This window comes from uncultured Parabacteroides sp., from assembly GCF_947855115.1.
Taxonomy (GTDB): Bacteria; Bacteroidota; Bacteroidia; order Bacteroidales; family Tannerellaceae; genus Parabacteroides.
This window is the reverse complement of record NZ_CANTZW010000004.1, coordinates 160,713-186,543: the sequence shown is the minus strand read 5'-3', so window position 1 is coordinate 186,543 and position 25,831 is coordinate 160,713. Positions and strand designations below refer to the sequence as shown.

General features: G+C 44.5%; 22 protein-coding genes. 10 read left to right on the top strand and 12 right to left on the bottom strand.

The annotated features are described in order from the left end of the window. Window positions 1-154: 154 nt before the first annotated feature. Window positions 155-3,136 carry a DUF6383 domain-containing protein gene (locus tag Q0110_RS05215; protein ID WP_297903642.1) on the top strand — a complete coding sequence of 994 codons (2,982 nt, stop codon included), beginning with the start codon at window positions 155-157 and terminating at the stop codon, window positions 3,134-3,136. Window positions 3,137-3,428: 292 nt separating this feature from the next. On the opposite strand, the gene Q0110_RS05210 is transcribed toward Q0110_RS05215, so the two are convergent. Together Q0110_RS05210 and Q0110_RS05205 are read right to left on the bottom strand one after the other, a co-directional pair. Next, the gene (locus Q0110_RS05210) at window positions 3,429-3,749 is read right to left on the bottom strand and encodes a hypothetical protein (protein WP_297903639.1); all 321 of its coding nucleotides are present in this window, start codon (window positions 3,747-3,749) and stop codon (window positions 3,429-3,431) included. Window positions 3,750-3,835: 86 nt separating this feature from the next. Continuing rightward, window positions 3,836-4,750, bottom strand: coding sequence for a ribonuclease Z (locus Q0110_RS05205; protein ID WP_297903637.1), 915 nt, complete (start codon window positions 4,748-4,750; stop codon window positions 3,836-3,838). Window positions 4,751-5,024: 274 nt separating this feature from the next. On the opposite strand from Q0110_RS05205, the gene Q0110_RS05200 reads away from it, so the two are divergent. Further along, on the top strand, window positions 5,025-6,620 hold the full coding sequence (locus Q0110_RS05200; RefSeq protein ID WP_297903634.1) for a M28 family peptidase: 1,596 nt from the start codon (window positions 5,025-5,027) through the stop codon (window positions 6,618-6,620). A gap of 104 nt (window positions 6,621-6,724) precedes the next feature. Here the strand turns inward: Q0110_RS05200 and Q0110_RS05195 are convergent, their stop codons facing one another. From Q0110_RS05195 to Q0110_RS05185, 3 genes are all read right to left on the bottom strand, one after another. Next, entirely contained in the window at window positions 6,725-7,876 is a 1,152-nt protein-coding gene (locus Q0110_RS05195; RefSeq protein ID WP_297903631.1) for a cytochrome d ubiquinol oxidase subunit II, read from the bottom strand. A 77-nt stretch (window positions 7,877-7,953) separates the two neighbouring features. Then, complete coding sequence (locus Q0110_RS05190; protein ID WP_297903628.1) at window positions 7,954-9,516, bottom strand: cytochrome ubiquinol oxidase subunit I; 1,563 nt, start codon at window positions 9,514-9,516, stop codon at window positions 7,954-7,956. A gap of 11 nt (window positions 9,517-9,527) precedes the next feature. Further along, on the bottom strand, window positions 9,528-9,755 hold the full coding sequence (locus Q0110_RS05185; protein WP_297903624.1) for a DUF4492 domain-containing protein: 228 nt from the start codon (window positions 9,753-9,755) through the stop codon (window positions 9,528-9,530). Between the two features lie 290 nt (window positions 9,756-10,045). Here Q0110_RS05185 and Q0110_RS05180 point away from each other — a divergent pair, with 290 nt between their 5' ends. From Q0110_RS05180 to Q0110_RS05150, 7 genes are all read left to right on the top strand, one after another. After that, the gene (locus Q0110_RS05180) at window positions 10,046-11,536 is read left to right on the top strand and encodes a Gfo/Idh/MocA family oxidoreductase (RefSeq protein ID WP_297903622.1); all 1,491 of its coding nucleotides are present in this window, start codon (window positions 10,046-10,048) and stop codon (window positions 11,534-11,536) included. A 23-nt stretch (window positions 11,537-11,559) separates the two neighbouring features. Then, window positions 11,560-12,417, top strand: a complete 858-nt coding sequence (locus Q0110_RS05175) for a DUF1080 domain-containing protein (RefSeq protein WP_297903620.1) — start codon at window positions 11,560-11,562, stop codon at window positions 12,415-12,417. Window positions 12,418-12,536: 119 nt separating this feature from the next. After that, the gene (locus tag Q0110_RS05170; RefSeq protein ID WP_297903617.1) at window positions 12,537-13,043 is read left to right on the top strand and encodes a DoxX family membrane protein; all 507 of its coding nucleotides are present in this window, start codon (window positions 12,537-12,539) and stop codon (window positions 13,041-13,043) included. A 5-nt stretch (window positions 13,044-13,048) separates the two neighbouring features. After that, on the top strand, window positions 13,049-14,707 hold the full coding sequence (locus Q0110_RS05165) for a Gfo/Idh/MocA family oxidoreductase (RefSeq protein ID WP_297903614.1): 1,659 nt from the start codon (window positions 13,049-13,051) through the stop codon (window positions 14,705-14,707). 173 nt (window positions 14,708-14,880) lie between these two features. Then, window positions 14,881-15,288, top strand: coding sequence for a DUF6249 domain-containing protein (locus tag Q0110_RS05160; protein WP_297903611.1), 408 nt, complete (start codon window positions 14,881-14,883; stop codon window positions 15,286-15,288). 10 nt (window positions 15,289-15,298) lie between these two features. Continuing rightward, a complete protein-coding gene (locus Q0110_RS05155; protein ID WP_297903608.1) occupies window positions 15,299-15,862 on the top strand; it encodes an RNA polymerase sigma factor in 564 nt (187 codons plus the stop codon). Continuing rightward, window positions 15,859-16,236 carry a hypothetical protein gene (locus tag Q0110_RS05150; RefSeq protein WP_297903605.1) on the top strand — a complete coding sequence of 126 codons (378 nt, stop codon included), beginning with the start codon at window positions 15,859-15,861 and terminating at the stop codon, window positions 16,234-16,236. Before Q0110_RS05155 ends, Q0110_RS05150 begins: the two co-directional genes overlap by 4 nt. 112 nt (window positions 16,237-16,348) lie before the next feature. On the opposite strand, the gene Q0110_RS05145 is transcribed toward Q0110_RS05150, so the two are convergent. From Q0110_RS05145 to surE, 6 genes are all read right to left on the bottom strand, one after another. Beyond that, window positions 16,349-17,437: a hypothetical protein gene (locus tag Q0110_RS05145; RefSeq protein WP_297903602.1), complete on the bottom strand. Its 1,089-nt coding sequence runs from the start codon at window positions 17,435-17,437 to the stop codon at window positions 16,349-16,351. A 24-nt stretch (window positions 17,438-17,461) separates the two neighbouring features. Next, window positions 17,462-17,998, bottom strand: a complete 537-nt coding sequence (locus tag Q0110_RS05140) for a hypothetical protein (RefSeq protein WP_297903599.1) — start codon at window positions 17,996-17,998, stop codon at window positions 17,462-17,464. 2 nt (window positions 17,999-18,000) lie between these two features. Beyond that, window positions 18,001-18,531 carry a sigma-70 family RNA polymerase sigma factor gene (locus tag Q0110_RS05135; protein ID WP_297903596.1) on the bottom strand — a complete coding sequence of 177 codons (531 nt, stop codon included), beginning with the start codon at window positions 18,529-18,531 and terminating at the stop codon, window positions 18,001-18,003. A 132-nt stretch (window positions 18,532-18,663) separates the two neighbouring features. After that, window positions 18,664-19,425, bottom strand: coding sequence for a NigD-like protein (locus Q0110_RS05130; protein ID WP_297903591.1), 762 nt, complete (start codon window positions 19,423-19,425; stop codon window positions 18,664-18,666). A 95-nt stretch (window positions 19,426-19,520) separates the two neighbouring features. After that, window positions 19,521-20,654: a lipid-A-disaccharide synthase gene (lpxB, locus tag Q0110_RS05125; protein ID WP_297903589.1), complete on the bottom strand. Its 1,134-nt coding sequence runs from the start codon at window positions 20,652-20,654 to the stop codon at window positions 19,521-19,523. 25 nt (window positions 20,655-20,679) lie between these two features. After that, a complete protein-coding gene (gene surE / locus Q0110_RS05120; RefSeq protein ID WP_297903586.1) occupies window positions 20,680-21,447 on the bottom strand; it encodes a 5'/3'-nucleotidase SurE in 768 nt (255 codons plus the stop codon). A gap of 707 nt (window positions 21,448-22,154) precedes the next feature. Between surE and Q0110_RS05115 the strand changes: the two genes are divergently transcribed. After that, entirely contained in the window at window positions 22,155-25,067 is a 2,913-nt protein-coding gene (locus Q0110_RS05115; RefSeq protein ID WP_297903583.1) for a DUF6383 domain-containing protein, read from the top strand. A 188-nt stretch (window positions 25,068-25,255) separates the two neighbouring features. On the opposite strand, the gene Q0110_RS05110 is transcribed toward Q0110_RS05115, so the two are convergent. Beyond that, a complete protein-coding gene (locus tag Q0110_RS05110; RefSeq protein ID WP_297903580.1) occupies window positions 25,256-25,780 on the bottom strand; it encodes a GNAT family N-acetyltransferase in 525 nt (174 codons plus the stop codon). Window positions 25,781-25,831: the final 51 nt, after the last annotated feature.

The following is a 25,831-nucleotide window of genomic DNA, read 5'->3' as shown; positions in this document are numbered from 1 at the left end:
ATTCCTTCAACAAACCTTCCACTTCGCTGCTTAAAAAACGCAAGATTTAATCGATGGTTTAGACTAGTCATTTTTTACGGAAAAGCGAATGATTTGATCGCATAATGAGCTGATTATCTTAATAAACACTAGTATTAATATTAATTTTAGAATTATGAACAAAAAGTTTTCTACTCTTGTAGCGGGCTTGGCTTTATGTACAGCCTTTACCGCTAATGCGCAGACAACACCTCTTACATCTATTGTGAAAAGCGGTGCATCTGTTGTTAACAAGATTGAGACAAAGTATGTGCATTTGGTTGGTGCCGGTAAGGCATTGGCTGTTGCGACAATTGACGGAAAGTCTCAATTGGTAGCTGTTGATTTAAACACATTGACTTCTAGCGAAAATGCTGCCGCTCTATGGGAGGTAAAAGCTGGAGCTAAGGATCCTGCAACAGGAACAGCGACGAGTGTATTCGTAAATAAGGCTACAGGGGCTGTCTTGAACTTTGATACAAAGACGAATAAAACAAAACCTATCCTAGTTTCTGGTTCTACAGACTGGGTCTGGACTGTTAATGGCGGTTCAGCCTTGACAAATGCCGCAAAGAAAGTTTCTATTAAGATTGAGGGCAATGATGTAACCGTAGTAGAAAAAGGTGGTACTACCATTCAGGCTTATAAAGCGGCTACTTATTATTTGACAGCTGATGGGTTGAATGAGTTTTATGGCAATGGTTTCGCTTTGTCTTTTGATAAGGATATTGATGGTAACCCGTTTACCGCTTCTACACTGGAGGCTAAAGGTGCTACTATCACAGATCCAGCAGTAGATGTTGATGATTTATATGTTCATTTGAATGTACAAGGAACTAAACAATATGTATCTGTTGATACGGTATTGTATACTCGTCAAGGTATTCACCAAATTAAAGGTAATGATGGTATAGGCTACAAGCTTACTACCGATACTTTGGTTTATAATGATTATAATGATCCAGCTAAGCATGTCTTTTCAACAAAGCCCGCTTATTTGTATGATTTCCGTTTTACTTTGGACCCGGCTGCTGCTGATGGTGAAGGTAAATTGACTGTTGAGTTGAAAACTCCGGCTGTAGATCAGACTACCGCTAAAGGTCCGAAGTTCATCACGAATGCGGTTTATAATAAGGATGGAGAGTTGATTGGTGGTACAGTCGCTTCTGCGTTTACTGCTGCTAACTATTTGTCTTGGACATTGTTCGAGAATGGTTCAAAGTATCTTTCTACCTCTGATGCATCTGCTGTCGTATATCCGGTTATTACATTTAAAGCTGGTAATTATGCGGAGATAGAGAATGGAGCTTACTATTGGCTTGATGCTAAAAAGTATGAGAAGAAAATGGCTACAGATGGTAGCGGTGACTTTAAGTGGATCGCTAATGAAAATTATGGTAAATATTATGTAGCCACGGAAAATTGTTATGCGGGTACTGCTGCTCAGACAATGGCTAAGAATGCTTATAGCTATTTGGCTTCTACTCAGTGGGCTGTTGATAACACTGCTAAAGGTACTTATACGATTGTGAACCGTGAGTATAATGGTTTGACGAATACATTTAAGTTATATGATTTAGGTAATAATACTTACGCTATAGGCGGTGCTCAAGATACAATCAAGTTGGTTCCTGTAACAGGTGCTGATAAATTTGTCGGTTATAAGAATTTCACGGAAAAAGAAGTTCACGAATTAGTCTTTGGCTTGAAGGTCGCTTCTAATATCGCAGACGCTTTTGTTGGTGGGGTATATGAGAAAAATAACATTCAATATTTGAAATTGATCAAGGCTTCTGATTTGGAAGAAGACGGTGTTCAGAAATTTACATTAGAGAAAGTAGGTCAGACTTATCCGTTGTCTACATCTACTACAGATTCTTTAGTTTATAACGTATATGCGTTGAAACAAGTAGGTGGTGATAAATATCTGAATTATGGTACTGATTTTTATTTGAGCTCTTATAAAGAGGCTTTCGCATTCAAGAATACTGTAAAAGAGGGTGAATTCCAAATCTTGGCTTATTATCCAGGTAAGGATGTCAATGTTGATATTAATACAGGTTTGATACTTGGCGATGATGTTGATATTACAGAATTAGAGAAAGGGGTAGATTATGAGGTGATTACTAGTTATGTTTCTGCTGATCAAAAGGCTGCTGGATCGGTATCTGATGGTAGGTTTACTTCTGTTAACAAATGTGACACTCAATTTGCCGATCGTTTTGAGATCGTAGCGGAGCCGAAAGCAGAGTATGCGACTTTGACTGCTGGTCACAAGAATATCTCCACTCAAGAGGATGATTCAAAGGCTTTGACAATGTTTACTGACGGTTCTGCTGTATTGAAGACCGCTGATCAAATGATGGGTGACACGATTGTAACTGCAGAGAACTTAGGTTTGTGGTTAGAGGAAGCAAATATGGAGGATGTTGTTAAACCGTTGTATTACATCACTACAGCTCGTGGTATCTCCGCTGACGATCGAAATGCCGGTCAAAGATACTATATGGTTTCCTTGAAGGATTCTATCGTGAAGGAAGATAGTAAATATTCTGAACTTTACAGTGGTTATGATAGGAAGTTAGGTTTCGTATTAGGTGCCGCTCAAGGTGATTCTGCTTTAGCTATTGTTTCAACAAAGGATTCTTTGGCTATCGAGACTTCTCCGGCCGCTGTTGCTTTTGAATTGACTGATGTTGAGGGCTATTATAGAATTGTTCTTCCGGGATTGCAGAAACCTCAATATAAAGAAACTGATAAATTCGGTGATGCTGTTTATGAGCAAGTTGCGGATCCTAACAATTACTTAGCAGTTCAGAATAATACGTTGTATTTGACTTCTAGAGAGAATGCTTATTTGTTCTCTGTAACTTCTACAGAAGTCTTCCCGACTTCTAATGAAGATATTGAGGCTGAGGCTTCTATTGCCGTAATATCTGGCAACGGTACGGTAACCGTTCAGGGTGCCGCAGGTAAGTCGGTAGTTATCACTAACATCTTAGGTAAGGTAGTCGCTGAGACAGTTCTTACTTCCGATAACGCTACAATTACTGTACCTGCCGGTATCGTAGCCGTAGCTGTTGACGGTGAGGAAGCTGTTAAGGTAGTTGTAAAATAAGACTATTGAGACTAAACGAATAGAGGCGGGGAAACCTGCCTTTATGTAATATATATAATTAAATAACTATGCCACAAAGAAAAGTATCCTGCGACGGGTGAACATGTGGCATATTAATACTAAAGTAATTAAAAGTTCTTCCGCTGGTATCCTCGTGAGAAGAGAGAGCGGATCAAAAAACAAGCCCTGTGGGATCTATCCTACGGGGCTTTTTGATTGTAGATTGATCCGTATTTGTTAGATATGACTAATAAAAATGGGGAAATATGGATATGACTGATTAAGCCGACGCTTATCGTATCGCCACCTTGCGTACCGTATCGCCAATGCGGATGATGTAATATCCTTTCGCGATATCCACGACATATTCGGCGGTAGATTGTTTGATCTCGATTTCTTTTACTTTGATACCTACGACACTGTAGATCTCTAAAATACTCCCAACCGGAGCGTTCTCTACCTTGATACGATTCTCGTAGGCCGTGATTTCGATGGAGGCGGGATCTTCTTGTTTAGAGGCCAAAGTATTGACTTCCGATTTATTAGCTTGCGCTTGAACCGGATAACTTGCGGAAAATGCAAGTGCCAATGCGATGATATGTATAAGCTTCATTAACTAATCCCTAAATTCGTACAAATGTAGAAAGTTTTCCGCATATTGGAAAGTAATTAGCTTTATTTCGTAAAACGGGTATATGATTATACGGTGAGCCGCATGCCTTCCTCTCCAAGGATCGTGCCGGGAAAGATCTCGTCTGCCTCTTTCTTCAACGGAGCCATATCCTCGTAGCGGGCCGAGTAGTGGCCGATAACCAATCGCTTCACTTGGGCTTTCCGGGCGATCTCGGCCGCTTGGCGGGCGGTGGAATGGAAGGTCTCTCTCGCACGTGCGGCATCACACTCGGCGAAAGTCGCCTCATGGTATAATAAATCTACGCCCTCGATAATAGGAAGTATGGATGGATAAAACGCGGTATCCGAGCAATAAGCGTATCGTTTGGGAGCGGCGGCTGGGCGGGTCAGGCGGGAGTTCGGGATTACTTCGCCTTCCGGGGTGATAAAATCGGCACCCTTTTTGATTTCTTGCATCATGCGGACGGGTACTTGGTAAAAATCCGTCATTTCCCGTATGATATGCGCTTCTTTGGCTTTCTCGGCGAATAAATAGCCGCAACAAGGTATCCGGTGTTTTAGCGGTATGGAATAAACCTGTAGGGAGCGGTCTTCCATGACGAGAGAATGACTCGCCGGGTCTATTAAGTTAAAACGGATCTCGTAAGGTAATCCTTTGCAAAAGATATCGAGGATCGGTCGCATATAGCTCTCGATCTCTTTAGGGCCATGGATAACTAGCTCCCCATTACGTCCCAGCATACCTAACGTCGAGATCAATCCCGGTATCCCGAAACAATGGTCGCCATGCAGATGGGAGATGAAAATATGGTTTAAACGGCTGAATTTTATGCGCATACGACGCATTTGCACTTGTGTGCCTTCTCCACAGTCGATCATGTATAATTTATCTCGTAAATCTACTATTTGAGAAGTCGCCAGATGGCGAGTTGTGGGTAACGCGGAACCGCATCCCAATATGTTTATGTTAAAATCAGCCATTTGTTGTCTTCGGTAATTGAGTGCAAAGATAATACAAAAGCATTTCTATTCTGTGAAAAATAGCAAAAAAACAAAGTGTAATGTATGCAGGATAAGAGGGATTCCATATATTTGTTTGCTGTCCTTCGGGAAAGCGAATGTACAGTCGGTAAATTAGTAAATAGACTTAAGATATTTATTCTAAGCCTTAACTAACTTTTTCTTTTTGTTTAAAACGGTTAAATGTAGAAACGGCCAGGCGTGAGCTTCGCCGTTTCCTTTAAAATCTACGATTATGAAGAAGAACTTTATCTTTGTTTTCCTCCTGACGCTTACTCTGGGCATGCCCGTTATGGCCCAAAGCTATGAGGAGGATCTGGCTTTTTTTAAGGAACGGGTGAGAACATTAAGCTCGGACGAGTTCGGAGGACGTAAGCCTTTGACCGAGTATGAGACAAAAACAATCAATTACATCGCAGATGAATTTAAGAAGTTAGGCCTTCAGCCCGCTAATGGCGATAGCTATTTCCAGCCGGTGAAAGAGATTTCTACTTTTACCCGTCCGGAAAAGAACAAGATCGCGGTGAAATGCGCGAGAGGTTCCATGGACTTGAAATTCTCGGACGATATCGTTGTGTGGACGAACCGGGGAACCGAGAAGGTGGTTATTCCTACTACGGATTACGTGTTCTGCGGGTTTGGTATCAATGCGCCGGAATATGGGTGGAACGACTACGCGGATGTAGATGTGAAGGGGAAAATCGTTATCGCTATGGTGAATGATCCCGGCTTTTATGATGATTCCTTGTTTCGCGGGAAGAATATGACTTATTATGGCCGTTGGACGTATAAGTTCGAGGAGGCGCAACGCCAAGGTGCCGCAGGGTTATTAGTCCTTCATAACGAGGCGGCTGCCTCCTATGGCTGGAAAGTATGCCAGGCCTCTCACACGCAGACGAATATCGCTCTTTGCTCGGAGACAATGAATGCTGAGGCATTGGGTATGAAGGGATGGCTTTCGGAGGAGGCTTGCGAGAAAATGTTCGCTCTTTGCGGATTGGATTTTGAGAAGACGATCGCGGCGGCTAAGAAACCGGGATTCAAGAGTTTCACGATGAAGGCGAGGAGTAAGGTCGTATTAAATGTGGAGATGGCCGTGGGAGAGTCTCATAATGTGGCGGCGGTTTTGCCGGGTACGGATCTGAAAGATGAGTATTTGGTTTTTACCGCTCATTGGGATCATTTTGGAATCGGCACGCCGATAGATGGAGATAGCATTTATAATGGTGCCAGCGATAACGCTTCGGGTGTGGCTACCTTAATGCTGTTGGCCAAGAAATATCAATCGTTGCCTGTACGTCCCCGCCGTTCCATCGTATTCGTGGCGGTGACATCCGAGGAATGCGGCTTGTTAGGCTCTCAATATTATTGCGAGCATCCATTGTTCCCTTTATCCAAGACGGCTATAAACTTGAACTTCGACGGCACTGCCCCGAGAGAGCGGACACGGGATGTCTTCCTTCGTGCGGCGGGTAAGACGGATACGGACGCCTTGGTGATCGCTATGGCCGCGGCACAAGGACGAACCGTGAAGGTTATTACCGAGGATCCCGCGGGTGGTTATTTCCGCTCCGATCATTTCAATTTCGTGAAGAAAGGTGTACCTACGATTTTAGTTGGCGGAGGTAAGGATTATGTGGATAAGGCACGTCATGAGGCTAAGCCGAAAGTTTACCGGTACCATCAGCCGAATGATGAATACGACGAGTCCTGGTGGGATTTCGATGGGGCTATGGAAGATATGGACTTGATGTTTGGTATCGGCCTGGTTATCGCCAACAATGATGAGATGCCTAAATGGACGAAAGATGCGGACTTCCAGAGAGAATGAGGAGATTGTAATTTATGAATTATGATTAGGGGCCGTTGTCGTACATCTGCTGGTCATCGCAGGTACTTCGCCGGCCCCTAATCATAATTCGTAAATCTTAAATCTTAGTAGGTATGCCCGTTACCTTGCATCTCCTCGCTGTTGATCTTGTGTAAATCAAGTGCTCTCCAAGCGTAGAAAATGTAAGCTAGCACGAATGGGACGAGAATAGATACATAGCTCATTACTTTCAGCGTGAATGGGCTTGAGCAACTATTCTGGATTGTCAAAGAGCTTTGTATATCCGCTAGGGATGGGTAATAAGCCGTATTATTCCATCCGGCGCAGAGTAATAATGCCAATACGGTCAAGACGGTTCCTGTGCCAGCGAACCAGATACCTTTCGTCCAAGTCTTCGAGAACATTGTTTTCCCGATGCCGAATAGCACGCCGACTACTCCGGCCAATAATACGACCAATACGATCGGCATCTCGATTAGGTTGATGAAGTACTTATACGGTTGCATGAATACCTCCCCTGTATCCGGGTTTACGGCAAAACCCTCTATCAGCAATAAACGGATCAGGAACACCAAGAAAAAGACGAGGAAGAGGATTGTCTCCGGTATCAATTGTTTCCGGCTCTTGGCGACGATCTCCGGGTCATTGATATTGTTGATAAAATAGAGCAGGGCAAGAGTACGTGCCAAAAAGAAGACCGCTAGCCCCAGGCATAAGTTCCAGAATACCAAGGCGGCCTCCAATCCGTGCCATGGGTTGGCCCAGGTGGAGATAACGGGCATGGCCATATCGGTCAGTTGCTCTTTGTTAACGATAAATTCCGCTCCGTTGAAGAAAGTGGCCACCGCGGTTCCGAGTAAGACCGGGCCGGCTATGCCGTTGATCATAAGGAATACCTGATATGTCTTTTTCCCCAATAGGTTGCCTTTCTTGGCTTGATACTCGTAAGATACGGCTTGTAGCACGAAACAAAGTAAGATCAGCATCCATACCCAATAGGCCCCACCGAAGCTGGTGGAATAAAATAAGGGGAAAGAGGCGAAGAAAGCACCTCCGAAAGTGACCAACGTAGTGAAAGTAAACTCCCACTTACGGCCGGTTGAGTTCAATAACATTTTTTGTTGTATCTCGGTCTTGCCAATGGTGAAGAGTAGAGATTGGCCTCCTTGCACGAAAAGGAGGAATACTAATAACGCTCCTAGTAGAGATACCAGAAACCACCAGTAATGTTGTAATAATATATATGTACTATCCATAATGCTGATTGATGATTGCTAATTACTAATTGAAGATTAATGGGATATCGGACGCTGAAAGACCTCCTTCCTGTTTCTCAACCCTCCGTTTTCAATTCCTCCGGTCCCTTCTTGATGGCCTTGACCATGATGCCGATCTCAGCGATCAATAAGATCGTGAATAAGATAAGGAACATGTAGAACGTGGTCTGTACCGAGGATGGGTTTAACTTGGAGATCGAGGCGCTGGTAGGCAAGATATCCTGTATAGCCCAAGGTTGACGTCCTACCTCGGCTACGATCCAGCCGGCTTGCCCCGCTATATATCCTAACGGTATAGACCATAGGGCCGTGTATTGCAGCCAACGTGCGGTGGCGATTTTCCCTTTTTTATCCCAGATCAGCGCGATAATGAATAGTAAGATGAAGAAACCTCCTAGGATTACCATGACGCGGAAAGAATAAAACGTCAATCCTACGTGTGGGATTAATTCTGCCGGATCCTTGATATAGCCGTATCCGAAATAGGGGAAGTTCTCTTCTAGGGTTGCCCGGTATTGCCGGGCGGCTTCGATATCTTTGTCTTTGACGGCTTTACGATAATCGGCCAGCGCTTTGATGGCGGTTTTCCCTTTCTCGATTTTCTCTTTGGCAGAGAGCGCTACCGTTCCTTCGTTGGTCGTGTAACCTCCCTCGATTAGATCTACGATTCCCGGAACGTATGCGTTCATGTCACGCTCTGCCAAGAAAGAGAGGAGTTTGGGGAACTTGATGTCAAAGATAAACGCGTTCTGTTTGTCTAGATAACTGGTCTTTGCCGGATTTAAGACACCTACGCCTACCAGTCCCACTCCGTTGCCACCTTGGTAGAGACCTTCCATGGCCGCCAGTTTCATCGGCTGCTTTTGGGCGACTTGATAGGCGGAACCGTCACCTGTCCAGAGGATGAGGATAGAGGCTACCAATCCGAATAGGGCGCTTACTTTGATACTTGACAAGGCGAATATCGTATTTCGCCTTTTTAATAAATACCAGCAACTGATTCCCAATACGAACAGGGCACCCACGATCCAACCGGACAATACGGTGTGGAAAAATTTATTGATGGCGACAGGCGATAAAGCCACGGCCCAGAAATCGAACATCTCGTTGCGTACGGTATCCGGGTTGAAATGCATGCCGGCCGGATATTGCATCCATGCGTTAGCGATCAATATCCAGAGAGCGGAAAGGGTCGCTCCGACAATCGTCAGCCAGGTGGAGGCGAGATGGAACCGTTTGCTGACCTTCTCCCAGCCGAAAAACATGACGGCGATAAAGGTCGCCTCCATAAAGAATGCGAGAATCCCCTCGATAGCCAAAGGCGCCCCGAAAATATCCCCGACAAACCAACTGTAGTTAGACCAGTTGGTCCCGAACTCAAACTCAAGGATCAAGCCCGTGGCGACCCCGATAGCGAAATTAATACCGAACAATTTCATCCAAAATTGAGCGGTCTTTTTCCATGCCTCATTACCTGTCCGGTAATAGATCGTCTCCATGATGGCTTGGATAACGCCAAGCCCCAGTGTCAGTGGCACGAAGAGCCAATGATACATGGCCGTAAGGGCGAATTGGGCTCTCGACCAATCAATTAATGAAGTGTCAATGTTTTCAATCATATCTATAATTTTTAGGGAATTATTGCTCGTTGTACGAGTTCGTTTGATACGTGGTTACTCTTCTCGTCATCGTCGCTGAATTGCCCGAGGTAGTTGGGAAAGAAGAATAATCTTAGGATAAAGAACATGATAAATAATTTGACTAGGATTATTAGCCAAAGGGTCTTGCCCAGCTTCATCTCCCGGAATCCTTCCAGATAAAAGCGATATATTCGTATGAATGCGTGTTCTTTTTTCATATAGTTTTCTTATTTGAGATAACAATTGCTCATATGAATATGTTTTCATGTTTTTACAAATATATCCAAATCGCATCGATAAAATACCCCCAATCCTATAGATAATATTTATGAAATTATAAATAACATCTATCCTGTCTGTTAAAAAAAACTATTTTGAATAAGAAAGCCGTCTTTTGATCTTGTCAATAATACAGCATTGGCTATATTTGCGACAATTTGTTGCCTGTAAAGGTGTAAAGACACATGAAATATCATTGTTAAGTGCTAATCTATAAAAAATTATTACTATGTCAAACATTACTAGAAGATCTTTTCTTCAAAGAGGTACGGCTGCCGCGGCAGCATTGACTATTGTTCCGAGTGCGGTCCTTGGTAAAAGCCACGGTCATATCGCTCCAACTGATAAACTAAATATTGCCGGCGTAGGTATCGGAGGTATGGGTAACGCTAACTTGAAGAACATGGAGACTACCGAGAATATCGTAGCTCTTTGTGATATCGACTGGAAGTATGCGAAACCTGTATTCGACCGTCATCCTCAAGCTAAAAAATACTGGGATTATCGTAAGATGTACGATGAGATGGGTAAATCTATCGACGCTGTGTTGGTAGCTACCGCCGACCATACTCATGCGATGATTACGGCAGACGCTATGACTCTTGGTAAGCACGTGTACACTCAGAAACCGTTGACTCACTCTGTTTATGAATCTCGTTTGCTTACGAACTTAGCTAAGAAATATGACGTCGCTACTCAGATGGGTAACCAAGGTTCTTCATTGGCTGAGGGTGTAGACTTGATCTGCGAATGGATCTGGAACGGTGAGATCGGTGAGGTTACTAAAGTAGAGTGTGCGACTAACCGTCCTATCTGGCCGCAAGGTTTGAACGCTCCTGAGAAAGCGGACAAGATCCCTTCTACTTTAAACTGGGATTTGTTTACAGGTCCTGCTAAATTGAGACCGTTCAATAAGACATATCATCCTTGGAACTGGCGCGGATGGTGGGATTATGGTACAGGTGCGTTGGGTGACATGGCTTGCCACATCTTGCATCCGGTATTCAAAGGCTTGAAATTAGGCTACCCGACGAGAGTTCAAGGTTCTTCTACATTGTTATTACAAGATTGCGCTCCTAACGCTCAGCACGTTAAGTTGGTATTCCCGGCTCGCGACAATATGCCGAAGGTAGCTATGCCGGAAGTAGAGGTTCACTGGTATGACGGTGGTATGATGCCGGATCGTCCAGAAGGATTCCCTCAAGGTAAGGAATTGATGGGTGAAGGTGGTGGATTGTGTATCTTCCACGGAACGAAGGATACATTGATCTGCGGTTGCTACGGTGTTAACCCATGGTTGTTGTCTGGCCGTAAACCGAACGTTCCTCAAACATTACGCCGCGTGAAAGACGCTATGAAGGGTGGTCACGAGCAAGACTGGATCCGTGCTTGTAAGGAAAGCGCTGGCAGCCGTGTTCAGACGAAGTCTAACTTCTTGGAGGCTGGTCCGTTCAATGAAATGGTTGTGATGGGTGTATTGGCTGTTCGTTTGCAGAGATTGAATAAAGAATTGTTGTGGGATGGTCCGAACATGAGATTTACGAATATCGATCCGAACGAGACAATTAAGATCATCAAGAAAGATACCTTCGAGGTTATTGATGGTGACCCGAAATTCAAGACCGAGTGGACTGATCCAATTAACGCTCAGGAATTCGCCGCAGGCTTGATCAAACACAATTATCGTGAAGGCTGGAAACTGGTAGATATGCCGAGATAATATATTTAACTCAATAAATAAAAATGAAAAAGTCAGTATTATTAGCAAGTGCTGCTATCATGATGTGCTATTTCACGTCTTGTGGCGGTGGAAAGAAAACAGAAGAAGCTCCTGCGGCTGCTGCTGAGACTACAACTGAAGCTGCGACTCCTGAGTACAAACTCATGACCGATCTTCCTACTGTAGATATCACGACTTTCCCGAAAGACAAAGAGGGTAGATATGTGATCTTCGATGGTAAGACATTCAACGGATGGAGAGGCTATAACCGTGCGGATGTACCGGGTGCTTGGACAATCGAGGACGGAGCGATCAAGATCAATGGCTCTGGTGCAGGCGAGGCTGGTGCTGCCAACGGTGGCGACTTGATTTTCGCTCATAAGTTGGGTAACTTCGAGCTTGAGTTCGAGTGGAAAGTAGGTAAGGGCTCTAACTCTGGTGTATTCATCATGATTCAAGAGGTAGAGGGACAACCTTCTTACATCTCAGCTCCTGAGTACCAAGTATTGGATAACGAGAACCACCCGGATGCTAAATTAGGTAAGGATGGTAACCGTAAGTCTTCATCATTGTATGACATGATCCCTGCTAAGCCTCAGAACGCTAAACCGTTCGGTGAGTGGAACAAGGGTAAGATCATGTGCTATAAAGGTACGGTTGTTCACTATTTGAATAGCGATGAGCCTGTTGTTGAGTATCATTTGTGGACTCCGCAATGGAAAGAAATGTTGGATAACAGTAAGTTTAGCAAGGACAAATGGCCGTTGGCTTATGAGTTGCTGTTGAACTGTGGTGGTCCTAACAAAGAAGGTTTCATCGGATTTCAAGACCACGGGGATGATGTTTGGTTCCGTAACATTACTGTTAAAGTTTTGGACTAATCGTATCAAGCACATTTTAGCATAAGTATAACGCCCGAGGCCTAAATCTATGATTTTAGCTTCGGGTGTTATGTTTTTAATAATCGACTTTTTCTAAACCAATTTTTTAGGACCAAGAAATGAAAATGGAACAAGGTTACACGAAAGCGCAGATGACTTGGCTGATGATGCTGCGTCTTTTCATAGGTTGGCACTTTATGTATGAAGGCCTAGTAAAAATCATGAACCCAAAATGGACATCTCTACCCTATCTACTCGATTCAAAGGGTCCCGCTGCTTCATTTTTTATCAAACTGACGCAAGATGACAGCTTGATGACAACAATCAACTTCTTGAATGAGTGGGCTCTGTTATTAATCGGCCTAGGCTTGACTTTAGGCTGTTTGTATCGTTTATCTTCTGTTGGAGGTATGATTCTTCTCGCTATGTACACGTTATCCCACCCTTCTTTCGTGGGAGCAAGCTATATGATGCCGTTCGAAGGCTCTTATTTATGGATCGACAAGAACTTGGTGGAATTCGCCGCTTTAGGTCTGATGTGCGTATTCCCTACATCACAAATCATAGGATTCGATCGTGTGTTAGGACGTGTGTGTCCGATATTGCATAAACTTAAATTTATTTGATCCCCATGGCAACAGAAGATGCAAAGAATACTCCTTCTCAGGAGCAAATGCCCGATAAAGGACGTCGGGACACGTTAAAGACATTGGCTACAGTGCCTATCTTAGGTGCTTTGGCATATGGCGTTTACCAAAAAAGGAAAGATGCCTTAAGAGGCCGTAACATATCAGACGTATTTCAGGTGAGCAACAGGCAAGCCTCTTATTTGGAGCCGCAGGGCGATGGGAAGAAGATCCGTATCGGTTTGATCGGCTTCGGTATTCGCGGAAAGCAATTGATGCGTGCCGCCGGTTTCGCTGAGCCTTCTTGGATCGATAAGATGAAGGAGGCTAATAAGTTGAATAAGAAGGATACGCGTTATCAGCAATATATGGAGCAGGATGATCTGAATATTGAGATAACCGCGGTTTGTGATATATTTGATGTATATGGAGAGGCCGCTGTATTGGCCGGTTCCAATATCCATCGTGAAGGTAGTGACGGTAAGTTCGGACCGGCTCCGAAACGTTACCGGACTTATCAAGAATTGGTAGCGGCCCCGGATGTGGATGCCGTTATTATCGCTGGCCCGGACCATTGGCATAGCACGATCGCCATGGCTGCGGCACGTGCCGGGAAACATGTATATTGCGAGAAACCGTTGTCGTGGACGGTTCCGGAGACGTATATGGTTCGCCAGGCGATTAGAGAGACCGGTGTGGTGTTTCAGCTAGGTCACCAAGGACGTCAGACGGACTGCTATCAGAAAGCCGAGGAAATTATCGGAAACGGACTGCTGGGGCCTGTCAACTTGATCGAGGTTTGTACGAACCGTAACTCCCCGAATGGCGCTTGGGTATATGATATTATCGATGGCTCTAATCCGAATACGATCGATTGGAAGCAGTTTGAGGGAGATCCCGAGCGTATCAAGGAGTATATGGATTATATGACATCCAACAAGCTTGAAAGGTATATCGGCCCGGAAGAGCGTAGTAAGTTCAGCCTGGAGCGTTTCTTCCGCTGGCGTTGCTGGTGGGATTATAGCACGGGGCTTTCCGGCGATTTGTTGACGCATGAGTATGACGCTGTCAATCAGATTATGCATGTAGGTATTCCTCATTCCGCTACCTCGTCCGGAGGTGTTTATTTCTTCAAGGATGGACGTACGGTGCCAGACGTATTGCAGACTACTTTCGAATGGCCGGATCGTGACCTGACGATGTTGTATAGCGCGACATTGGCAAGTAGCCGTAACCGTGGTAAGGTATTCATGGGACATGACGCTTCTATGGAGGTCTCTAACATATTGGCTATTACGGTTGATCAAGATTCCACTCGTTATGCGGATAAGATCAAGGAAGGTATTATCCCGACAGACACCCCGTTCTATACTTATGTACCGGGACAAGACAGCTCGGATTCCGTGACATCTCCTACGGAGTTGTATTTCGCTAAGCGCGGCTTGCTTTATACATATGTAAACGGTAAACGGTATGATACGACCCACTTGCATATCCGTGAGTGGCTGGAATGTATCCGTCAAGGTAAGACTCCTAGCTGTAATATTGACGCGGCTTTCCAAGAGGCTATGACGGCTCATATGGGTACTCGCGCTTATCTGGAAGGACGTACGATGTACTGGGATAAAGATAAGGAAGAGATCGTAAAAGGCGAACTTGCGTAAGTATCAAAAAAGGCGATAAATAACTTTCCCAAGAGGCGGACTTCATTGATTTGTGAGGTTCGCCTCTTTTATTTTCCCGTATAAAATTTCTTCTCTTTTTTTGTAACCGATTTATGATTGCCTATGTCTTATTGATAAAAGCTAATTTATTAAATCATTAAAGAACAGACAATATGAACGAGTTGTGGATTCCTATTTTAAGTGTTATTTGTGCGGTAGGCATGCCGGTGTTGCTAGGTATTATCGCAAGCTATATGACCATCAAAAGCAAGCATGAGGAAAAGATGGCGATGATCGAGAAAGGGATAGTGTTGGAGGAGGCCGCGAGGCCGGAGAGAAAGCCTAATCGCTATAATACTTTGCGTAACGGTATTTTTATGATCGGTTTGTCGTTGGGCGTGATCGTGGGGATGGCGGTAGACTCGGCTTTCACATACGACAGCGATTGGTTCTTCTTGCTAGTTCCCGCTATCACGATTATGTTCGGTGGTTTTTCTTTTATAATTTATTTCTTCCTTTCCCGTTCCTTGATGGAGAAGGAGAGATTGGATGACGAGAAGAGAATGCGTCTGGAAGAATAAACGGCACCGGATGGATGAACGAAAATGGATAGAACGTATTTTGGCAGGAGACACGCAAAGTTTCTCCTGCCTTGTCGCGAAGTATGAGAAGATGGCTTATACCATCGCTTTTCGTATCTTGGAGAATCGCGAGGAGGCAGAGGAGGCCGTACAGGATGCGTTCGTGAAGATGTATCGTGCTCTTTCCGATTTCCATTTCGATAGTAAGTTCTCGACATGGTTTTATAGGATCGTGTATCGTACGGCATTGACAGCCTTGAGACAACAGCGGATGTTCGTGAATTATGAGGAGGTGGGCCCTGTGGACCTGTCGAATGACGAGGTTGAATCGGCTGCGGCTCTATTGGAGCGTGAAGACCGGAAAGAGATTATCGCACGTGCGTTGAAAAAGCTTCCGGCTGATGAGGCCTTGTTGCTTACCCTTTATTATTTAGAGGAATGTTCGGTAGAGGAGATCAGCCAGATCACCGAGTTGAGCGTTTCTAATGTAAAAGTAAAATTGTTTCGCGGGCGAAAACGGTTTTACGGAGTGTTGCGGGATAAAATGAAATTTGAAACGATTGATTTGTTATGAACGAGAGAGAGATTGATCATTTGACACGTGAATTAATGCGAGGAACGACGGAGCAACCTTCTGCTTCGTTAAACTCCCGGATTATGGCGTTGATTATGCAGGAGAAGAAGCGGGTATATCGGTATTATATAAAGAGACGGTTTACGCCTGCCGGTATTTTGGGTATGTTTGTGGCTTATATGTTTGTGTTGGTCGGTATCTTGTATTTGGTTAGACTTTCCCCGGGAGGCATAGAAACGGTTTTGGGCTCTTTACGGGCTTATTTCTCTATCGTTCTGACGGTCGCTTCTGGAATCTCTTGTTTCTTCTTGTTTACACAACTCGATAACTGGTTAAAAAGAGAGGAAATGCGCCGGCAGAATACCTCTAAATAAGGATATTGGGGGGATGTAGAGACGGGGCGTGCCCCGTCTCCCACGGTCTGATAGTATTTTAAGTTACCGTTTTGAGGGGATGAGACGGGGCACGCCCCGTCTCTACAACTAGTTAGTTGGATTTGACTTTTAGGTTTCCGTAACGGTTTCCTTCGAAGTAGATTGTTGGTTGTTTGCCGTTGTTGATCTCATAGATATAGTTCTTGTCATGATCCTCGTCATCGAAATGCTTGCGGGTGATATTGAAGCCTTTCACGTCGCAAGTAGAATACTTCATGTTATCCGCTACTACCCGGAAAGACGAGCTTGCGGGAAGCGCCACCTCCAGATTGCCATAATGAGATTCCACGTCCACTTTCGAGAAAGAGGGAGACAAGTTACGGACCTTTAAGTTACTATAGCTAAGGCTGCTTACATTCAATACATCCTTGATGGTCCCGATTTTGGCCTCGCTGTACTTGATCTCCATATCTAATTGATTCGCGTTTTCGATGGTAAGATTACTGTATTTAATCTCCGTCCGCAAGCTCTGTATATCCTGTATATCCAGATCGGAGTATTTGCAGTCTACGGTCAAATCTTTAGCGTAGCGGACCTTGGCTGTGCCCACGTAGCCCAAATCTAATTGAGCCTCCTGCAGGTTACCTACCTCAACATTACCGTATTTAGCCTCGATCATCGTGTTGGCGACGAAATCACCTGCGATAAGGTTGCCGAATTTTACGTGGATATCCATTTCTCCGTTATTATCGCCCGGCAAGTTGATGTTCCCGAATTTCTGGTTCAGCTCGGCAGAGAGCTTGGAAGGCATCTGGATATAATAGTTGATCGTCATGGACTCGTTGTTTGAGTTTCCATCCCTTTCCTTCGTTATCGTGGTGATCGCCGAGACGATGCCACCGGCTTTCTTGGTCTCGATCCGGATCCGGTCTAAGTTCTCTTGGGCACGTTCCTCTCTGGAAGCCCTACATTCTATCTCGACCCGTATGGCAACCTCTTTCTTATTCCAATGCGTAATGGTGATGTTACCGAAATGGTTCTCTACCAAGAGCCGGTCGCTGGCGCTAACGCTATAGGATTGGGTTATCTCTTTTTTCTTGATTTTCTCTTGCGGCTTGGCTGCTGCCGACAAGCCGCATAGCAGCAATACGAGAGTCAGCGATAAAGCAGCGGTACTGAATTTTACACGTGTCGTGTTCATGGTTGTATGTATTAATCGTTATTACTATTTCTCTTTGTCCGTAACCTGTCTCATTTGCTTTAGCATGAGCGTAAGGCCCTCCAAGCTGTTGTTGTAATGCTGGGTCATGGCGAAAAGGCCATCATTAGAACAAGGAAGGGTAGGAAGTACCGTCTCCTCGAACATATAATTATCCGTGAGGATACGTTTACTCTCCTGCAACAGTTCCTCCGCTCCCGGAGTCCGGTCTTGTTTATACAATTTCTTCATTTGCGCCAGCACATCGTTCATTTGCATGTTGTAATATAAACGTAGCTCCTCGATCTCCTCTTGGCTATCGCAGGTCTGGGCCGCGCTCCTCAGCGCGGGGTCCGACATATCGGTTCCACCCGGCAGGCGGAATAAGAGCAACAAGGCGATAGAGGCGGCTATGGCAAAGGCCGATAAGCTGTATAGGGTAACACGGTTCTTCCGCGGCTTCGGTAGCTTCTGCTCGAAACGTTCGAGGTGACCTTCGGGAAGCATCTCGTCTTCCTCGAATGCGTCACGGTTTGTGTCTATGAAATTTTTCAGTTTATCCATGTTTAATTAGCTGCTATAATGTCTAACAATTTCCGCTTCGCTCGTAGGTACTGGCTACGGACACTTGGCGGTTGAATCTTCAATATGGAAGCGATCTCTTCCATGTCATATCCCTCAAAGAGGTAAAGCGAGAGGATTATGCGGTAACCAGCCGGCAACTTCTTGGTAGCCTCCTTCACCTGTGCCACGGAGTACCGGATCTCATCCTCGTCCGGCCCTTCTGTCTCCGGTTCGGCCAGATTATCGGAAAGCTCCTCCAAGTCCGGAGCCTGGCGGCGTACATAATCGATAGCCGTATGGATGGCGATACGATGCATCCATGCCTCAAAGCATTGCCCGTCGTGATATTGGTCCAGGCGAGTGAAGATCTTGAGGAACGAGTCCTGCATGGCTTCTTCCGCCTCGGATGAGTTGCCCACGATACGCAGGCAGGCTATATATAGTTGCCGTGCGTATTGTTTGTACAACTTCAGTTGCGAACTCCGGTCTCCCCGGCGGCAACCCTCGATCAGATGTTCGGTTACTTTGTCCATTTGTTTATATAAACGAGAGTAATGCCTTGACCGTTGCGTCTGGGCGACGTAAAAATACAAAAAAAGAAAGGCATCATCCCGACGCCTCTCCTCCTGAACTAAATGATAAAAATAAAAGTTATGTGGGAAGGTTTATTTCATATCTGTTATATTAGAGATACTATCGTTCGTATAACCTTGCGAACTACCTGTTATCTTTGTCTTATCCGAGTTATATTTCAATTTATAAGCTTGTTTCCCTTTGGAGGTCCAATAATTTACGACCAAGTCCACGGTCTCGCCTTTGGTATCCGGCAAGGAAGACAGGTTGAACGCCACACGTCCGGCCCCGATCGTATACTGAGGATCATCGTAGGCGTTATGCCTGAACTCCAGCGTATAAGGATCGTTCTCGGCATCCGGCTGGATCAAGTTGATGAAATGGGCGGTCTTGCCTCCCCAGAGAGTCTCGAAATAGATATTCAAGTATCCGTCGCCGATCCATATATTATTGTCATGAATGTTCACCGGGTCCGTGCCATAGATGGAGTCATTGGCCGCTCCCTCGTTCTTCGCGATAGGTTTCGTAAGGATATTATGGATCGCGTTGACCTTTACGTAGTGTGAGAAACCTCCCAGGTTACTCTGGGTAGAGTCTGCCAATATCGTGAAATTCACCAAGGCGCGTTGATTGGGCTTCGGCTGGTAGTTCGGATAGTTCGTGGCGGCGGGCCATAGCTTATCCCCATCGTCCAACCGTAAATAATATACATTGTTGCCTTCCGGTACGACGGTAGCTACCGCTATCCAGATATCACCTAAAGAATACGAGTCATCGTCATCTAAGCAAGAGGGTAGGGCGAGGGATGCTAAAGCGATCCCGATAACCAATAAAAAAGATCTCAACGTCTTCATTCTTTTTATTTCTTAAAGAGTTCACATATTCATCATTCTATGAGGAAAGATGTAAGTTAAGGACGAAATGCTGCAAAAGACGTTAATAAAAGATGTTAAGAACCCAGTGAGTCAACGATTAACCGTGCCGTACGCCTGGAGGCACCGGGTGCTCCTAAGGTATGGATAATCTCGTCGTACCCGTCTAGCATCCGTTCCCGGTAAGCCGGATCTTGCAGGATACGCCTTAACTCGCGTTGTATTTGCGACTCGGAGAAGCGGGCCCCGAATAATTCTTGCACGATCTCCCGTCCGCCGATCAGGTTGACGAGGGATATGTATCTCGTATGGAAGAAATGCTTGAAGATAAAGCTGGCCAGCGGCCCGGCTACGACATAGTAGCAGACCGCTTGGGGAACCCGGAACAGGGCGGTCTCCAAGGTCGCCGTGCCGGATGTTACCAGAGCCGTGGCGCTATGTTGTAGCAAGGGATACGTTTTCCCGAATACGATCTTGGCGGGATAAGAGCCTATATATTCTCGGTAGTAAGAAGCGTCGATACCCGGTGCCCCGGCTATCACCGGCTGGAGGTCGGGAAAGGCGGAGGCTACCTTCAGCATGGTCGGCAAATTATCCTTGATCTCTTGCTTGCGGCTGCCGGATAGCAAGGCGAGGATAGGCTTATCCGGCAAGCCTTCTTCCTTGATAAACGTCTCTCTCGGGATCGCTTGGTGTTCCTTGTAATAGGCTACGGAGTCTACGGAAGGGTTTCCTACGTAATCTACCGGGTAATTAAGCTTCCGGAAGAACTCGGTCTCGAACGGCAGGATGCAGAACATACGGTCTACGTAACGCCGGAAGTCCTTGATACGGTATTGTTTCCATGCCCATATCTTAGGAGATATATAGTAGTATACCGGAAGTCCGAGCTGGGTTTTCACGAACTTGGCGATCTTCAGGTTGAATCCCGGATAGTCAATTAATATGACAACATCCGGCTGATAGCGGCGGATATCCTCTTGGCACGTCTTCATGTTATTTAAGATGGTACGCAAGTTCAGCAATACCGGTATGAAGCCCATGAATGCCATTTCCCGGTAATGTTTGACGAGGGTTCCCCCCACGGCCTTCATCAAGTCGCCGCCTAGGAAGCGAAATTCCGCTTTCGGGTCGTTCTCTTTCAATGCTGCCATCAGATTCGAGGCGTGCAGGTCTCCGGAGGCTTCTCCGGCTATCAGGTAATACTTCATGAATTGAAAATTGAGAATTGAAAATTTAGAGGCTCCAATCGTTTAGGGTGTTCATGAAGTCGTAGTCCGTGACATCGATCTTGCAAGGCACCAGCGAGGCGTATCCGTTATCCAGCGCGAGCATATCATTGTCCGGATGGATGGGCTTGGCGCTCTCGAAAGCTCCTGTCAGCCAGAATACAGGCTCTCCGCTGGCGTTCTCGGAACGTTTGAACTCGCGTACCCAACGACCGTCGGTCTGCCGGCAAACTTTCAATCCTTTTACCTGAGGCGATTTCGGTACGTTAAGGTTTAAGTAAGTCCCGTGCGGTAAGCCTTCCTTTAATACCCGGCGGGCCAGCATGCGCCCTAGGCGGCAACACTCGGAGAAATCGGCGTCGGCCGCATGGTCTAGTAAGGATACGCCCATGGAGGGGACGTTGAAGATACAACCTTCGGCGGCGGCTCCCATCGTTCCCGAGTAGTTTACGCAAATAGCCATGTTGCCTCCGTGATTGATTCCGGACACAAGCAAGTCGGGCTTACGTTCCAAGATCTCGTTAATCGCTAGTTTGACGCAATCTACCGGTGTTCCGGTACAGCTATAGATAGTAAGCCCTTTCTCCTTTTTCAGCAAAGTGTATTTGATAGGGACTAAAGATGTGATAGCGCTACCCATCCCGGAGCGAGGTCCATCGGGAGCGAATACCACTAAATCGCCTAGATCTTTCAGGCACTCCACCAATTCGTTAATACCTTTGGCCCATACGCCATCATCGTTCGTGATCAGAATCAACGGTCTTTCGTTTGTCATATCGTTTTATCCTTATAGTGTTGTACAAAGGTAACAATAATTTGTGAACAATGGTTGGGATACAAGGGTCGGGAATCGCTCTTTCGTATTTGGTCGGGCATTCTATATTGGCTTTAAAAAAACATGTACGTCTTTTCGCGAAAACATGTACGTGTTTTCGCGAAAGGTCGTACGTGTTTTCCGGGGAACATAATGTGGTTGTAATATAAACGGTTGCAAATGATTCTTGTGCCAAATAGGTGTTGTTTATACTCGTCTATTTGAGTGTGAACTATTCCTTTGCTTGGAAAACTTGATTTTCTAGGCTTTCTTGTTTTGAAATGTCCGAATGTTATTTGTATCGAATATGTCTCTAATGTAGATATTTTTCTAATGTACGTGTGTACATTAATATAATTATAAAATATATAGGAGTAAAAATGGCGGCTGTAAACGATCGTTTTAATTAGTCATTTGCAAAGGTACGCGTTTCTTTGATACTTGCAATCCTTCTTCGTTATTTTTTTATCACTTATTTTCTTTCTTATCAATAGGATAGGTTATCCTTTACGAAACAAGCGGTTCCTTTAACGAATCTCTCTTTCGTCCTTCTTAAAAACGCAAGATTTAGACGATGGTTTAGACTAGTCGTTTTTGAATATGGTCAAAATGATTGGGGATAGCTAAGTATCTAATTAACACTATTATTAATATTAAATTTTCGATTTATGAACAAAAGGATTTTTACTTTGATGGCGGCAGCCATGCTTTTAGGAGCGCCGATGTCAAATTTGGCTTTTGCGGCTAATCCTGCTCCAACAACAGAGGAGGTTAATATCGCAGCTAAAAACCTTGCGAATGGCGTTAAGTTCATTCTGAAAACGGACAATGGCTATGCAAAAGTAGCAGCCGTAGAGAAGACGAAGTATTGTACTGTTGATGTTACTAATGCGTCAGCAGAGGAAGCCTCTGTATTTGAGATCCGTAATTATTCTAACAAGACATTTGAGTTGTGGGTAGATGGTAAGCAATTTGTCACAAATGGTGCCAATGCCGCTACTGCTGATAAAGCTAATAATAAGTCTTTCTATGCGGTAAAGGGTGGTGCAGCTTATGGAAAAACAGACTTTACTTCTATCAACACAGTTGAACTAGGTACTTCCGGTACTGTTGTTTATACAGCTACTGCCCAGACGAAAAAGATCACGTTGGATGCTGAGGCTTTGAACAAGAACATGTCTGGTAAGGGCTTCTCATTCCAATTCCCGGGCGCTAAATCTACTCCGGACAAGAACCCGTTTGGAAATCAAATGGTTGCTGTTAACGCACAAGAAGTTTTGGTAAAATTGGGCTTAGGAACAGAAGATACTGAAGCAGAAAGTCTTGTTTTTGCTGTAGCTAATGAGGCTGGTTTGAAATTAGTGGAGGAAAATGGTATTACTGCTGAAGATGTAAAGGCCGCTACTTTCGTTGTAGTAGATCCGCAAACAACTTTCGGTATTACTGGTTTCGGTGATGGTGAAGGTCATGACTTTACTACAGTGAAAGGTGATAAGCTGAAGGCGAATAATGCTAAGAAAGATAGTGAGATTGCCTATGTGAACGGTGTGTATAAAGTGGAGGAAGAAGATGCATTAGGTGCTGCCGGTCAATATACGATCTCTGTAGCTAACTTAAAAGTGAAAAAGGGAAATGATGAGAATTATAATGTCTCTTCATTCCATGTTGGTGCATATTCATTAACAACCGGTGGTTTGAAGTCTTATGTAACTACTGTTAAAGTTTCTGCTTCTCGTTCATACGCTAAAGCTCAAACAACAGGTAACACTTGGGCAAAAGCTTCTGATATCTTGAACACGACAGGTGCCGCTATTTACAACATCTATTTCACGGGTGTTCAGCCTTCTGATGAGGATGCGTCTACATCTTTGTATGGTACTTATTTGGTATCTAGTTATGCAACAGCAGGTACTACTTTTAACAATGTTAGTTTAGCTCCAAACAAGGTTGACCTAAAAGCTCCGTCTGCTCAATGGGCTGTTATCGATATGAGAGAGAATGGTGAGGTGACATTCCAGAATGTTGAGACTAACGAGACTTTTGACGCTAGTTTGTATAAGACAACCAAGGCTGGTATCTATGATGCTTATAACACAGAAGTAGGAGGTAAGGAGGCTGATCAAATCAAATTAGTTCCAGTTACTACTACAGAAGGTTTCTTGACATTGAGCGATACCCAATTGAAACAAAAGGCTCAATTGATCTTCAATGGTGAGAATGACTTGGTGGTTAGTGAGGTTTATATGACTTATGATGGAGAAGATGATAAATTTATCCCTGTAAGTGACGCCGGCAAATCTCAATACTGGACCGTGGTTAAGGCTGTGTCCGTAAAGAACCAGTTTGACTATATCTATTTGAAAGATAATGAGATCACAACGAAAGAAGATGCGGATATGTTATCTATCCAATCTTACTACTTGACAACCAAAAATGCTGATAAGAAAACTGTAGGCTTGAAGTATTCTTCTTCTGATTTGAAATTGGTTGAGGTTGGTGATGAGATTGCAGATGATTTACATCGTGTTGTATTCAAGAAGAATACGAATGGTACGTATGCGGTTATTATCGTGACAGATAAGCTGGATGCTGAAGACGCTGAGGATAATTATTCTGAGGTGGTGAAAGCTAATGCGCAGAAACTGTATGTAGAAAGTGCAAACTCTATTTTCTCTCAAATTGCTGTTGCGAGCGACAAAGATTATTCTAATGTAACAATCTCTTTGAATAGCTTAGGTGAAAGCCTAGAGGCTGCTCCAAGACACGCTACATTGAACAGTGAAGAAGGTGCTATCTCATTCAAGGCAAATAAGAATGGTATCTTAGAAGGTATTATCGCTGCCGAGGGTATGACATTCTGGTTGGATACAGCTGATAGCCAAGCAGAGATGCCTACATTCTATATCTCTAAAGGTAGCGTAGATTCTACGTCTGTAGATAGAAACTTCTTGTATTATGCAACGGATTCTATGTATTACTGGAATGAGAACAAGGCAAAATATGACGTGAATGCAGACTATGCTTTGGAAGGTTCATATACAGGCCAGCTTACAGTAGCCAATAAGGATGATGCAGATGTGAAAGCAATCTTCCGTAGCGCAACATTGGCAGGTATCGATACATTGAATACGACAGTGAACGGTGAGGCTGTTGTTGTTGCTAAAGAAGCTAAAGAAGATGTTTGCTTAGGTGGTGTTGAGAACTTCAAATATTACATTACGAAGGTTGGTAGCGGCTATGTAATCAGCCCGATGAACGAGCCGAATTTGTATCTATACAACTTGAATGGTAAGTTAGGTTTCACAGGCGATGCAGTGAAAGCTTTAGTCGTAACAATTGGTGCAGGCGATCCTACATCCAACGACGCTATCGAAACTGAGTCTTCTATCAACGTAATCGCTGGTAACGGTACGATCGAGATTCAAGGCGCGGCTGGTAAGAAGGTTTCTGTAACGAATGTTCTTGGTAAATCTATCGCTAACACGGTTCTTACTTCCGACAACGCTACGATCACCGCTCCGGCAGGTATCGTTGTGGTAGCCGTAGAAGGAGAGGAAGCTGTGAAAGCGGTTGTTAAATAAGAGATAATGACGATAATCAAAAATTATTCCCGTGCGGGAAACCAAGTACCCCGTGAGGGTGAACAAGCGGGAATGAATTAATATTAATACTAAAGTAATAAATTAAAGTTCATCCGTAAGTACTTCCGTGAGGATGGAAGCGGATAAAAGACAAGGGGGAATGGCATTTTGCCGTTCCCCCTTATTTTTTAGTTCACCATGACAATATTCCGCAAATCGAGACTGAATTGGATATATTCGTCTTCGGTTATCGGTCGTTCTGTTGTCAGGACGATTAATGAATGACTTTGGCAGGCGTTTCTATAAGGAGGATGGAGGTGGGGGTAACTATTCTCAAAGAAACCACATTTCTTGTAGAACTTTAACCGGTTAGCCGATACCTTATCCGTAATAGGATCAATCTCTAATAAGATGATCTTATTCAGTCGTTTATTAAAATCCTCCAGTAGTAAACTTCCATATCCCTGTCCCCTAAAGTTCTCGTGGATAGCGAAATGCTCGATATATACATACGAGTCGAAATCCCAATATGAGATAAAACCGATGAAGATGTTATCCTTCACGTAAGCCTCTAGATGGTAGTAAGGAGACCGGAATGCCTGTTCTTGCTGTTCTTCTGTGCGTTGCTCAAATAAGGGAAAACTTGCTGTATATACTTGTCTGAACGTAGGATAGAGAAAATCTTGCTTTCGTGTTATTTCTAATATGTCCATATGGCTTCGCTTTATTTAAGATACGAAGATAATAATATTAGAGAGAAAAGG